The sequence below is a fragment of the Aliihoeflea sp. 40Bstr573 genome, assembly GCF_024105655.1.
In the GTDB taxonomy this organism is placed as follows: domain Bacteria; phylum Pseudomonadota; class Alphaproteobacteria; order Rhizobiales; family Rhizobiaceae; genus Aliihoeflea.
Genome location: NZ_JAAAMH010000002.1, coordinates 22,116 through 35,051, shown reverse-complemented (window position 1 = coordinate 35,051; position 12,936 = coordinate 22,116). Strand labels below are relative to the sequence as shown.

Here is a 12,936-nt window from a genome sequence, read left to right as displayed (position 1 = left end):
GTTCATTCGCCTCTCGGAAAGCGCTGGCGGTCCTCCAGCACGTTCAGGTCCATGTGGTTGCGCATGTAGCGCTCCGACGCCTTTTGCAGCGGCTGGAATTCCCACGGGTAATAGGCGCCGTTGCGCAGCGCCGGATAGACGACCCAGCGGCGCGCCTGGCTCTCGCGCACCTCGGCATCGAAGCGCGCCATGTCCCAGCGCGCGCGCACTTTCGCGACGAATTCGGCAACGCGGCCGGCATGGGCCGGATCGGCGGCGAGGTTCACGAGCTCGGCTGGATCCGATTCCAGATCAAAGAGTTGCGGCGGGTCGATCTCGCAATGGACGAACTTGAACCGGCCCTCGCGGATCGCGACCATCGGCGCGTTGGACCCTTCGGCGGCGTATTCCATCAGGACCGGCTCGCGGCGCTCGTTGCCGCCCATCTGGGGCTTGAGCGAGGTGCCATCGGTCCACGGCATGATGGCGGACATGTCGATGCCGGCGAGGTCGCAAAGCGTGGGGCAGATGTCGAGGTTCGAGGTCGGCGTTGCGTGGTTGCCGGGCGCGATGCCCTTGCCGGCGATCATCAGCGGCACGCGCGCTGAGCCTTCGAGAAAGGACATCTTGAACCAGAGGCCGCGCTCGCCGAGCATCTCGCCATGGTCGGAGCAGAAGAGGATGATGGTGTCGTCCGCCATGCGGGTGCGCTCGAGCGTGGCGAGGATCGCGCCGACATGATCGTCGACATAGGAGATGTTGGCGAAATAGGCGCGGCGCGACTTCTCGATATCCTCGTCGGTGATGTCGAAGGCCGGGTAATCGCTGGCGTGGTAGAGGCGCTGCGAGTGCGGGTCCTGCTCTTCGTATGGAATGAAGCCGACCTCCGGCTTCAGATGCGCGCAGTCCTCGTAGAGATCCCAATATTTCTGCCGCGCGACGAAGGGATCGTGCGGGTGGGTGAACGAAACGGTGAGGCACCAGGGGCGGCGGTCCTCGTCCTCGCTCAGGCGCGAAAGCTGGTGGAGCTTCTGCACGGCGTGGAAGGCGACCTCGTCGTCATATTCCATCTGGTTCGTGATCTCGGCGACGCCGGCGCCGGTGACCGAGCCAAGATTGTGATACCACCAGTCGATCCGCTCGCCTGGCTTGCGGTAGTCTGGCGTCCAGCCGAAATCGGCGGGGTAGATGTCGGTCGTCAGCCGTTCCTCGAAACCGTGAAGCTGGTCCGGCCCGACGAAGTGCATCTTGCCCGACAGCGCGGTGTGGTAGCCCGCCGCGCGCAGATGATGCGCGAAAGTGGGGATCGCGGAGGGAAACTCGGCCGCATTGTCGTAGACGCGGGTGCGCGAGGGCAGTTGCCCGCTCATGAAGGAAGCGCGGCCGGGCGCGCAGAGCGGCGAGGCCGTGTAATTGGCGGAAAACCGCGCCGAGCGGGCCGCGAGGGCCTTCAGATGCGGGGCATGGAGAAAGTCGGCCGGACCGTCCGGAAACAGCGTTCCGGTCAACTGGTCGACCATGAGAATGAGAATGTTCGGCTTCACTGATGTCCCCCCGGACTTTATTGGCTGCGTATCGAATGGTTCCGAGAATCGGTTGCCGCTTTTGCGTTCGATGCCTTGATCTTGAGGTCGAGATAATCGTTGACGAGCGCGATGGCGGAAGCGGCATCGGGAGCGCCGTCCTTGAGGGCGCGGCGGATGTAGAGCCCGTCGATCAGCGCGGCGATGCTTTCAGCGACGAGATCGGCGTCGGGCGTCAGCGGGCGAAGGCCACTCATCAGGTTCGAATGCAGCCGGCGCGCATAGATGCGCAAGAGACGGCGCAGGCGCTCGGAGCGCTGCGCCTCGACATAGAATGTGAGCCAGGCGGCGATCGTCTCGGACGCGAATTGCTGGGCCGAGAAGTTTACCGCGATGATGGCGCGCACGCGCGCTTCGGGCGTCGTTGCCTGGCCGAGCGCGGCGCGGGCGTCGTGGCCGAGCTTGGCCAGGATGTGACGCATCGTGGCATGGAGAAGGTCATCCTTGGCGCCGAAATAGTGATGCGCGAGCGCGGAGGACACGCCCGCACGCCGGGCAATCTCGGCCATCGTGACGTCCAGCGAGCCGCGCTCGCCGATCGCGCCGATGGCGGCGTCGATGAGCGCCTTGCGGCGCAGCGGTTCCATTCCCAGCTTTGGCATGGAACGGATTTAACGTTTATTGACTGATCAATCAAGAACGAGCGCGGACCGACCAGTGGAAACCGGTTCGGGTGCATGCCGACGCCTCCAAAGTGCTGGAGCGTCCTTAGTGCGTGAGATAGGACGCGCGGCGATCCAAGGCACATCCGTTGTTCGTTCAGGACTGAACAAATTTCCAGTTTCGGCAGCGGGTTGACGCATGGTAGGGTGCGGCACACCCCAAGGAGGCCAGAAAACATGACCGCATGCATTGTCGGCTGGGCACATTCCCAGTTCGGAAAACTGCCCGAAGAAACCGTCGAGAGCCTGATAATCAAGGTTGCGTCGGATGCGCTCGACCATGCCGGCATCGGGCCGGAGGACGTGGACGAGATCGTGCTCGGGCACTTCAATGCGGGCTTCTCGGCACAGGATTTCACCGCCAGCCTCGTCTTGCAGGCCGACGACCGCCTGCGCTTCAAACCCGCGACGCGCGTTGAAAACGCCTGCGCGACCGGTTCGGCCGCAGTGCGCCAGGGCATCCGCGCCATCGACGCGAATGCCGCCAAGATCGTGCTCGTCGTCGGCGTCGAGCAGATGACGACGACCAAGGGGCCGGATGTCGGCCGCAATCTTCTGAAGGCCTCCTACCTGCCCGAAGAAGGCGACACGCCGGCCGGGTTCGCGGGCGTCTTCGGCGGGATTGCGCAGTCCTATTTCCAGCGCCACGGCGACCAGTCGGATGCGCTCGCCACCATTGCCGCGAAGAACCACAAGAACGGCGTCGAAAACCCGTATGCGCAGATGCGCACCGATTTCGGTTTCGACTTCTGCCGCAACGAGAGCGAGAAGAACCCGTTCGTCGCCGGCCCGCTGAAGCGCACCGATTGTTCGCTCGTCTCCGACGGCGCTGCGGCGATCGTGCTCGCCGACACGCAGACCGCGCTGCGCATGAAGCGCGCCGTCGCCTTCCGCGCCAACGAGCACGTTCAGGACTTCCTGCCGCTGTCCAAGCGCGACATCCTGCTTTTCGAGGGGGCCGAAGCGGCCTGGGCGCGGGCGCTGAAGAACGCGGGCGTGAAGCTGGACGACCTCTCCTTCGTCGAGACGCACGACTGCTTCACCATCGCCGAACTCATCGAATACGAGGCGATGGGCCTCGCCAAGCGGGGAGAGGGCGGGAAGATCGCGCTCGAGGGCCAGACCAAGAAAGACGGACGGCTGCCGGTGAACCCCTCGGGTGGCCTGAAATCCAAAGGCCATCCGATCGGCGCGACGGGTGTTTCCATGCATGCGCTGTCGGCCATGCAGCTCACCGGCGAGGCGGGCGGCATCCAGATCCCGAACGCCAAGCTCGCGGGCATCTTCAACATGGGCGGCGCGGCGGTCGCCAACTACGTCTCGATCCTCGAGCGGATCAAGTGAAGCGTCCGGCCATCGTCACCGGAGGAGCGACCCGCATCGGCTTTGCCGTTGCCGAGCGCCTTCTGGACGATGGCTGGCCGGTCGCGATCATTGATGCCGACGCCGAGGCGATCTCGGAAGTCGAGGAGCGGCTGGGCGACGAGGACGCGATCTTCATCCGCGCCGACCTGACGGACGAGGAGGAGATGGAGGTGGCGTTCGACCAGTGCGTCGACGCCTTCGGACCTCTCGCCGCGCTCGTCAACGCTTCGAGCCATGCGCCTGCCGGCGGGCTCGACGAGACGACCGGCGAGTTTTTGCGCGAGGTTCTGGAAGTGAACCTCGTCGCGACGCTGACCGCCTGCCGGGCGGGAGTGGAGCGGCGCGGCGACGAACTGGCGATTGTCAATCTGTGCGCCGCGGCGGGTCAGGGACGCCTTGCCTACGGCGTCGCGCAAGCGGGGATCCGCGCGCTGACGGAGGGGCTTGCGGTCGAACTCGGGCCCAAGGGCGTGCGCGTGAATTGCGTGTGCACCGGCCCCGACGAGCATGTCGAGACGCTGCCGCTGCGCCGCGCGGCGGATGAGGATGAGGTTGCCGGGGCGGTGGCATTCTTGCTGTCGCCCGATGCGAGCTATGTCAGCGGCCATGTGCTGATGGTCGATGGGGCGATGTCGAAGGCGGGGTGAGGTTTGGTGCTGGCTTGCATGCGGGAGCGAGCCAGGCGGACAGGGGCGGATGGGTTGAGGACCCCCACCCTTTATCCCTCCCCACAAGGGGGAGGGAGGGCGTCGGCGTTGCAATCTACCGAAAGACAACTCATCCAGTTTGAAAGTTGGGCTCGACGCTGGCGTCCCCCTCCTCTTTGTGGGGAGGGGTGGATCGGCAGCGCGCTGGCGTTTGCGGTCAGTACACCGAGATTGTCCCGTAGCCCGGCACCTTCAGCCCGATGCGCTTCAAATCCACGCCTGCCACCAAGCCGAGAAAATGAAACTCGATGCCGCTTGCCGCGCCGATGGTGAAGCCGGCATAGCCGCCGAGGGAGACGCGGAAATCGCGGCCGTCGGGGGTCATGCCGAAGGTGCCCAGTCCGGGGGCGAAATCGCGGCCGACGGCGTTCGGTGGCAGGCGGCCGCCGAAAGCGGAGACGGCGTCGAGGACGTTGGCGACGAAGCTGTTGGAGTTCGGACCGGGCCAGATGCGGTAGCCGCCGGGCTGCGCATAGGGATAGGCGGCGATCGCGGCGTCGAATTGGGGCAGCAATTGCTCGGCCGCTTCGCCCCTGACCGAATGCACCACATAGGGTGGATTGGAATACCAGTAGCCGTCCGCATCGCGATGGTTGCGGCGGATCGGCGAGCCCCAGCCGACCTTATCGTAGCGCTCGTAGCTCGTCTCGCCGGGGCGCTTCAGGACGATCCAGCTATGCACCGACAAAGCGCCCTTGAGCCCGCCGGTGCGGGCGGCGAGGACGTAGATGCCGGCATCGTCGGTTGCGGGAGGTGGAAGAAGTCCGGACGACGTCCACATCGCGCCCCGCCAGCTATCCGGACGGTCGGTCACCGACCACCAGGCGAGCGTCGCCAGCGCCGGCAGCAGGAAGAACACGAAGACGACGAGGGCGAAGCGCAGGGCGATGGTCATGAAGCGGCACGCTTCCTTTCGGGCAGGCAAATCGGTATGTGGCGGGCAGTTGGTCTTGAGGGAAGATAATGGCGAATCCGGTTCTGGTCGAAGTCACCCGCGGAAATGTGATCGAAAGCCGCCATCGCGGTGCGCTGTCGGTGTTCGATGGCGACGGCGCGCAGGTGCTGTCGATCGGCGACGTCGCGCGGCCGGTCTTCCCGCGCTCGGCGGTGAAGTCGATACAGGCGCTGCCGCTCGTCGAAAGCGGTGCGGCGGACGCTTACGGGTTCCAGGATGCCGACCTCGCGCTTGCCTGCGCCTCCCATGCCGGCGAGGCGCGCCATGCAGACCGGGCGGCGTCGATGCTGGCGCGGGCGGGGCTCGATGCAAGCGCGCTCGAATGCGGCGCGCACTGGCCGACGGGGCAAGACGCGATGATCGAGCTGGCGCGCTCCGGCGTGTCGCCGACCGCGCTCCACAACAACTGTTCGGGCAAGCATTCGGGCTTCGTGTGCACCTGCCGGCATCTGGGCATCGACCATCGCGGCTATGTGAAGGCGCAGCACCGCTCGCAGGAGATGGTGCGTGAAGCGATGGAGGCCGTGACCGGCGCGCCGCATTCGACCGACGCATGCGGCATCGACGGCTGTTCGATCCCCACCTACGCGATCCCGCTGGCGGATCTGGCGCGCGGGTTTGCGAAGATGGCGACGGGGCAGGGGCTGGCGGAAAAGCGCGCTGCGGCGGCGAAGCGGCTGATCGCGGCCTGCATGGCCGAGCCATTCTACGTGTCGGGCACGGATCGGATGGACACGCGGCTGATGACCGTCGGCGCGGGGCGAATTTTCGTCAAGGTCGGCGCGGAGGGCGTCTATTGCGGCGCGCTGCCGGAACTGGGCCTGGGCTTTGCGCTGAAATGCGACGACGGTGCGGTGCGGGCGGCCGAGACGATGGTTTCAGCCCTGCTCGCGCGGTTGCTGAAGGATGAACTGGGCGAACGTGTCGGGGACATGGCGCGGCCGGTCATGCGCAACTGGAACGGCATCGAGGTCGGCACGGTACGGCCGGTTGGGGAGCTGGGGTAGACCGCGACGTCGAACCTCAGCCCATCACGTCCTCTTCGAGCCTGCGCGGCGACAATTTCTCGCAGAACACCGTGCCGTCGTCAGGCAGCGGCTTGACGGGAGCGTCGAGCGTGGGCTGCGAGACGGGAAGGGGCGGTTCGAAGACCGTTGCGCCGACGATGACGTTGTGCCCGCCGCGCACCGCCTCGATGCGCGCCTGGCGGGCTTGGAGGACGCGTTCCTGCAGCCGGCCGTCGACCAGTGAGTGCAAGATGCCGCCTTCGTTCTCGATGCGGCGGAATTCTTCCCACGCAGTTTCGCACAGCGACGCGATGAGGTGGTTCTGCAGATCCGGCGTGGGCGTTGGATTGGAGATCGGGCGAAGCTGCACCTCCCGCTTCATGACCGTCTGCGTGGCCAGCGCTATGCGGCGGGCAGCCCCTTCGGGCAGGCCGAGCGGCATGGTGTGCGGCAGGACGGAAACCGAATTGGCGCCGCCGGCGATGGCGGCGGCGGCGGCGAGCGTGTTGCGCGTCAGATTGGTCTCCGGATCGCGCCGGCTCATCATGCGAAACGACGTCTCGGCATGGATGTTGGCCGGGACGGGCGGCAGCGCGGACTGCTGCTCGACCGCAGCCCACAGCATGCGCAAGGCACGGATCTTCACAATCGTCGACAGCGGGTCCTGCCCGGCGGCGAGTGCGAAGCCGATATGCGGCGCGGCGTAGACGAGCGGCTGGCGCGCCTCTTCGAACATGCGCAGATGGCCGACGGCCGAGGCGATGATGATGCCGAGCTCCTGCGCGTCGGTGGCGCCGGCATTGTGGACGACGCGTCCGTCGGCCTCGAGGAAGACGGCCGGCGCGCCAACCGAGAAGAAGTGTGCGAGCGACTGCGGCATGGAGGCCTGCAGCGCCTCGATCGACATGCGCAGCCTTCCGGTGCCGGCGAACACGGCGCCCGGATCGACGCCGAAGGACAGGCTCAGGCGCGCAGGATCGACATTCGGCCAGTTGTGGAAGATCGTTTCCATCCAGTCGACCGAGGCGCGACTGGCCGGATGGACGTCGATGCGCAGATGGACCTTGTCGATGGCAACGTCCCTGACGGCGGTGCGCAGCGCCTCGGGCGTGGCGGGCAGGCCGTATCCGAAGGCATTGGGCGCGCCCTCGAAGACAAGCGCGAGACCGTCGGCCCCATTGGCAAGGTCGGTGAGCGCCTGCGCGTTGGCGCGGGCTGGATCGGGATCGTCGACGCGCTGCAGTATCTTCCACTGCGCTGCGCCGCCGGCGCGAAGCTGGAGACCGGACGCGTCGACTTCGTAGTGCAGCCGCGCGGATGCAACCGGCTCTTCCGCCAGCCGCTCAAGCCAGTTTTCCCGCTTCATTGCCGGGAATGATCTGGTGCCGACGCTTGCTGCTTCCATTTCCATCCTTCCTTTGGCTGCGCGCGGGCAACCTGATCATGGCGAACTTAAGGATGCGGAGCGGGACGCGCAACGCGGCAGGACGCGTTGCGGCATCTTTTGCCCGGGCGATGTTGCACATGAGCCCTAGCGGCGAGCGAGCACTTGACGCCGGTAGCGCGAAAAGTGAACTTCGCCTCCACTGGTTTCAGGCTTCGAGGGACGTCATGTGGCAGGCTGAGAGCATTTTCCTGGGCGCGAGCCGCAAGCCGGACGACAGCTATCAGGGGCGGCAAGAGCTTCTCCTCAAATACGGCAACCGCCACGGGCTTGTGACGGGAGCGACCGGAACAGGCAAGACCGTGACGCTGCAGATTCTCGCGGAAGGCTTTTCGGATGCCGGCGTGCCCGTGTTCTGCGCCGACATCAAGGGCGACGTCGCCGGCCTCGCGGCCAAGGGAGAGCCGAAGGATTTCCTCGCCAAACGCGCCGAGGCAATCCAGCTTCAGAACTACGAATTCAAGGAATTCCCGGTCGTCTTCTGGGACCTCTTCGGCGAACAGGGGCATCCGATCCGGGCGACGGTTTCGGAGATGGGCCCGCTGCTGCTTTCGCGGCTCCTGAACCTGACGGAAGCGCAGGAAGGCATCGTCAACATCGCCTTCAAGCTGGCCGACGAGGAGGGCATGCTCCTTCTCGACATGAAGGACATGCAGTCGATGCTGGCCTCGATGGCCGAGCGTGCGAGCGAATTGTCGGGTCGTTACGGCAACGTCACCAAGGCATCGGTCGGCGCAATCCAGCGCGCGCTGTTGGTGCTTGAAGGGCAGGGGGGCGACCACTTCTTCGGCGAACCGGCGCTGCGCATTTCCGATCTGATGCGCACCGCGCGCGATGGGCGCGGTGCGATCAACGTGCTGGCCGCCGACCGGCTGATGATGAACCCGCGCCTCTACGCGACCTTCCTGCTCTGGTTGATGTCGGAACTGTTCGAGGAACTGCCGGAGATCGGTGACCCGGACAAGCCGAAGCTCGTCTTCTTCTTCGACGAGGCGCATCTGCTCTTTGCCGACGCGCCGAAGGTGCTGGTCGAGCGCGTGGAGCAGGTGGTGCGGCTGATCCGCTCCAAGGGCGTGGGCGTCTATTTCGTCACGCAGAACCCGCTCGACGTGCCAGAGACGGTGCTGGCGCAATTGGGTAACCGGGTCCAACATGCCCTGCGCGCGTATACGCCGCGCGAGCAGAAGGCGGTGAAGACGGCGGCCGAGACCTTCCGGCCGAACCCGGATTTCGATTGCGCGGACGCGATCACCCAACTGGGCACCGGCGAGGCGCTGGTTTCCGTTCTGGAAGAAAAGGGCGCACCATCGATGGTCCAGCGTACGCTTATCCGCCCGCCATCCTCCCGGCTTGGGCCGCTGACGCCGGAAGAGCGCAGGCAAATCATCGGCCAAAGCCCGGTAGCGGGCCAATACGACACCACGGTCGACCGCGAATCCGCACACGAGTTGCTGGCGAAGCAGGCCGAAGCGAAGGCGCGTGCCGAGGAAGACCAAAGGGCGCGCGAGGCAGCGCAGAAGGAAGAGGCGCGCCGCGGCCGCTGGACGCTGCCGGACATGGACGGCGAAGGCCGACGCGAGCGCGCCCCCGCACGGCCGCGCGCCTCGAACCGGCAGACGGTGGCCGAGGCCGCAATGAAGTCGGTGGTGCGCTCGGTCGGATCGTCGATCGGGCGGGCGCTGGTGCGCGGGATATTGGGGAGCTTGAAGAAGGGGCTTTAGGGGAGTTTTTTCTGAAGTGACCCCCACCCTTTATCCCTCCCCACAAGGGAGAGGGAGGGCATCGGCGCCAGGCCTTTCCTTCAAGCTTGGAGGTGCATTGGTGGTCGAATCAGAACGCTGGCGACTCCCTCCCCCTTGTGGGGAGGGATAGAGGGTGGGGGTCGCCTTCGAGAAAACCTACGCGACGCCGAGGCTCGGAACCACCAGGATCGGCGAGCCGTTCGGCACGCGATCGTAGAGGTCGATGACGTCCTGATTGATCAGGCGCACGCAGCCCGACGAGACGGACTGGCCGATCGACCACCATTCCGGCGAGCCGTGCAGGCGATAGAGCGTGTCCTCGCCGTCCTGGAAGATGTAGAGCGCGCGCGCGCCGAGCGGGTTGTTGAGGCCCGGTTCCATGCCGCCATTCTCGATCGAATAGGGCTCAAGTTCGGGCTGGCGGGCGACCATTTCGTCCGGTGGGGTCCAGCGCGGCCATTTGCGCTTCCACTGTACGACCGCGCGACCGGACCAGGCAAAGCCCTCGCGGCCGAGGCCGACGCCGTAGCGCATGGCCTGCCCGCCGGGCTGGACGAGATAGAGATAATGCTGCGACTGGTCGACGACGATCGTGCCCGGGGCCTCGCCCGTCGGGTCGGGCACCATCTGGCGCAGATAGGCCGGGTCGATGCGCTCGACCGGAATGGCCGGAAGCTCGTATCCCTCGTCGACGCGGGCGCTGTAAAGCTGCTGAAAATAGGCCAGGTCGTAGTTCGGCTGGGCTGGCATCGGCGACACGGCGCCGATGGTTTCGCGGCGCGGAATGCTGCTGGTACAGGCGGAAAGGGCGAGCGAGGCAGCACCTGCAGCGGCAGCCCCCAGAAAGCGGCGGCGGGAAAGGCGTTCAATCGTGTCCAAAATGAGACTCCAATAAGGTCAGGCGGATGAACGCGGGATCGTTCAGCAAGGTTCCGGGTTGTTTGGCGTCGAGAAGCGACGCGGTTAACGCGCTCCCATTGAATCAAGACGTTGCCGTTCAGAGCGCGTCTGATCTTGCCCGCCACTGTGGTCGAGATGACACAGATACGAAAGCCGCCGAGCGGTCAGGATGCCGTGATGACGCCGTCAAGCGATGGCAGTACCAGCCGGGCGGGTTGCTCGGGATATTCGTCGGGCATGCCGGTTCGGTTGATCCAGATGGTGCGAAAGCCGAAGCGTGATGCGCCGGCCACGTCCCAGCGGTTGGATGACTGGAACGAGACAGCGTCGGGATAGAGCCGCCACTGGGTCGTGATCAGGTCGTAGACATCGGGATGCGGCTTGTAGCGGCCGATGCGGTCGACCGAGACGATGTCGTCGAAGATCGTGTCCAGCGCGGCGTTCTTCACCGCGGATTCGAGCATAGCCGGCGAACCGTTGGAGAGGATCGCGAGGCGCGCGCCGCCGTCCTTCAAGGCCTTCAGCACCTTTGGCACTTCCGGGTAGCAGTCGAGCTTCCAGTAGGCCTCGAGGAGCGGCTGTCGCAGGGCCTTGTCGGCAGAGGGGACGCGGGCGAAGGCGACGTCGAGGGCGCGCTCGGTCAGTTCCCAGAAATCGCGGTATTCGCCCATCAGCGAGAGCGTCCACGAATATTCCAGTTGCTTGGCGCGCCAGATGTCGGACAGCATCTGCCCATCCGGCCCGATCTCGCCGGCATGGCGGCGCACGGCGGCGTGCACATCGAACAGCGTGCCGTAGGCGTCGAAGACGTAAGCGGAAGGTTTCATCGAACAGGCCTCATCTGCACGGGTCTTGACCCGAATTGGCTTTTCCGGTCAAGCATTCCCCCTCTTTGGACCGATCGATTGGCCTTCTGTGCCGATTGACCCGCGGCACTCACGCGACTTGCATGCGCGCCGAACACGAACAGGAACGATTCCATGACACTCGCAGTACCGGCGCAAAGCACAACCTGGACCTTCGTCGATGGCGGCTGGCACGAGGGCAATGTCGCGCTGGTGGGGCCGCGCAGCCATGTGATGTGGCTCGGCTCCAGCGTCTTTGACGGCGCGCGATGGTTCGAGGGCGTGGCGCCCGATCTCGACCTCCACGCCGAACGCGTCAACGCCTCGGCCCGTGCGCTCGGCCTGAAGCCGACCGTGGAGCCGGGCGAGATCGTGCGCCTGACCTTCGAGGGGCTGAAGAAGTTCGACGGCAAGACCGCAGTCTATATCCGCCCGATGTACTGGGCCGAGCACGGCGGCTACATGGGCGTTCCGTCCGATCCGGAATCGACGCGCTTTTGCCTTTGCCTCTATGAGGCGCCGATGCAGGCGCCGGAAGGCTTCTCGATCACCGTCTCGCCTTTCCGCCGGCCGACGATCGAGACCATGCCGACCAACGCCAAGGCCGGCTGCCTTTATCCCAACAACGGCCGCGCGATCCTTGAAGCCAAGAGCCGCGGCTTCGATAACGCGCTCGTGCTCGACATGCTGGGCAACGTCGCCGAGACAGGTTCGTCCAACATCTTCATGGTCAAGGACGGCGAGGTGATCACGCCGGTCAAGAACGGCACCTTCCTGCCCGGCATCACGCGCGCCCGCACGATGGGTCTTCTGAAGGATGCCGGTCACTCCGTTTCCGAGCGTACGCTGACGGTCAAGGATTTCATGGAGGCCGACGAGATCTTCTCGACCGGCAACCACTCCAAGGTCATTCCGATCACGAAGATCGAGGACCGCAACCTCCAGCCCGGCCCGATCGCCAAGAAGGCGCGCGAGCTCTACTGGGACTGGGCGCATTCGAAATAAGACGATAACCGACCCGGCCCCGGTTGCGCGGTCGGGTTCGACTCCTATGTAAGACCTATCCTTTTTTCCATTTCCGAGAGGGAGATACACCATGGCTTTCGAACTGCCCGCACTGCCGTACGACTACGAGGCGCTCCAGCCCTTCATGTCCAAGGAGACGCTGGAATATCACCACGACAAGCATCACAAGGCCTATGTCGACAAGGGCAACGAACTGGCCAAGGAAGCCGGCATGGACGGCCTCTCGCTCGAGGAAATCGTCAAGCAGAGCTACGGCAAGAACCAGCCGCTCTTCAACAATGCCGGCCAGCACTACAACCACATCCATTTCTGGAAGTGGATGAAGAAGGACGGAGGCGGCAAGAGCCTGCCGGGCGCGCTGCAGAAGGCGATCGACAGCGACCTGGGCGGCTACGACAAGTTCCGCACCGACTTCATCGCCGCCGGCGTGGGCCAGTTCGGCTCGGGCTGGGCGTGGCTTGCCGTCAAGGACGGCAAGGTGCAGATCATGAAAACGCCGAACGGCGAGAACCCGCTGGTTCACGGCGCAAAGCCGATCCTCGGCGTCGACGTGTGGGAGCACTCCTACTACATCGACTACCGCAACGCGCGGCCGAAGTATCTCGAAGCCTTCATCGACAGCCTGATCAACTGGGACTACGTCCTGGAGATGTACGAGAAGGCTAATGGCTAATTCGCGCGAACGCAGCCGATCCAGGCTTGCGTTGAAAGCAGTCGAATT

12 protein-coding genes are annotated in these 12,936 nt (G+C 65.2%); 6 read left to right on the top strand and 6 right to left on the bottom strand.

Features of this window, described 5'->3' with window-relative positions:
- Nucleotides 1–2: 2 nt before the first annotated feature.
- Complete coding sequence (gene betC, locus GTK01_RS03345; RefSeq protein ID WP_371924260.1) at nt 3–1,523, bottom strand: choline-sulfatase; 1,521 nt, start codon at nt 1,521–1,523, stop codon at nt 3–5.
- Nucleotides 1,524–1,540: 17 nt separating this feature from the next.
- On the bottom strand, nt 1,541–2,164 hold the full coding sequence (gene betI, locus GTK01_RS03340; RefSeq protein ID WP_252924441.1) for a transcriptional regulator BetI: 624 nt from the start codon (nt 2,162–2,164) through the stop codon (nt 1,541–1,543).
- Nucleotides 2,165–2,401: 237 nt separating this feature from the next.
- Here betI and GTK01_RS03335 point away from each other — a divergent pair, with 237 nt between their 5' ends.
- Together GTK01_RS03335 and GTK01_RS03330 are read left to right on the top strand one after the other, a co-directional pair.
- Nucleotides 2,402–3,568, top strand: a complete 1,167-nt coding sequence (locus GTK01_RS03335) for an acetyl-CoA acetyltransferase (RefSeq protein ID WP_252924440.1) — start codon at nt 2,402–2,404, stop codon at nt 3,566–3,568.
- Complete coding sequence (locus tag GTK01_RS03330; protein ID WP_252924439.1) at nt 3,565–4,236, top strand: SDR family oxidoreductase; 672 nt, start codon at nt 3,565–3,567, stop codon at nt 4,234–4,236. Before GTK01_RS03335 ends, GTK01_RS03330 begins: the two co-directional genes overlap by 4 nt.
- A 217-nt stretch (nt 4,237–4,453) precedes the next feature.
- Here GTK01_RS03330 and GTK01_RS03325 read toward each other — a convergent pair whose 3' ends face one another.
- A complete protein-coding gene (locus GTK01_RS03325; RefSeq protein ID WP_252924438.1) occupies nt 4,454–5,191 on the bottom strand; it encodes a DUF3750 domain-containing protein in 738 nt (245 codons plus the stop codon).
- A gap of 65 nt (nt 5,192–5,256) precedes the next feature.
- Between GTK01_RS03325 and GTK01_RS03320 the strand changes: the two genes are divergently transcribed.
- A complete protein-coding gene (locus GTK01_RS03320; protein ID WP_252924786.1) occupies nt 5,257–6,258 on the top strand; it encodes an asparaginase in 1,002 nt (333 codons plus the stop codon).
- Nucleotides 6,259–6,274: 16 nt separating this feature from the next.
- On the opposite strand, the gene GTK01_RS03315 is transcribed toward GTK01_RS03320, so the two are convergent.
- Nucleotides 6,275–7,663 (bottom strand): methylmalonyl-CoA mutase family protein, encoded by a 1,389-nt coding sequence (locus tag GTK01_RS03315; protein WP_252924437.1) that lies wholly within the window; start codon nt 7,661–7,663, stop codon nt 6,275–6,277.
- Between the two features lie 206 nt (nt 7,664–7,869).
- Here GTK01_RS03315 and GTK01_RS03310 point away from each other — a divergent pair, with 206 nt between their 5' ends.
- Complete coding sequence (locus GTK01_RS03310) at nt 7,870–9,423, top strand: helicase HerA-like C-terminal domain-containing protein (protein WP_252924436.1); 1,554 nt, start codon at nt 7,870–7,872, stop codon at nt 9,421–9,423.
- 177 nt (nt 9,424–9,600) lie between these two features.
- On the opposite strand, the gene GTK01_RS03305 is transcribed toward GTK01_RS03310, so the two are convergent.
- Together GTK01_RS03305 and GTK01_RS03300 are read right to left on the bottom strand one after the other, a co-directional pair.
- Nucleotides 9,601–10,323 (bottom strand): L,D-transpeptidase, encoded by a 723-nt coding sequence (locus GTK01_RS03305; RefSeq protein WP_256483442.1) that lies wholly within the window; start codon nt 10,321–10,323, stop codon nt 9,601–9,603.
- Nucleotides 10,324–10,508: 185 nt separating this feature from the next.
- Entirely contained in the window at nt 10,509–11,171 is a 663-nt protein-coding gene (locus tag GTK01_RS03300) for a haloacid dehalogenase type II (RefSeq protein WP_252924435.1), read from the bottom strand.
- Between the two features lie 153 nt (nt 11,172–11,324).
- Between GTK01_RS03300 and GTK01_RS03295 the strand changes: the two genes are divergently transcribed.
- On the top strand, nt 11,325–12,194 hold the full coding sequence (locus GTK01_RS03295; RefSeq protein WP_252924434.1) for a branched-chain amino acid aminotransferase: 870 nt from the start codon (nt 11,325–11,327) through the stop codon (nt 12,192–12,194).
- A gap of 91 nt (nt 12,195–12,285) precedes the next feature.
- On the top strand, nt 12,286–12,888 hold the full coding sequence (locus GTK01_RS03290; RefSeq protein ID WP_252924433.1) for a superoxide dismutase: 603 nt from the start codon (nt 12,286–12,288) through the stop codon (nt 12,886–12,888).
- The last annotated feature ends 48 nt before the right edge of the window (nt 12,889–12,936 follow it).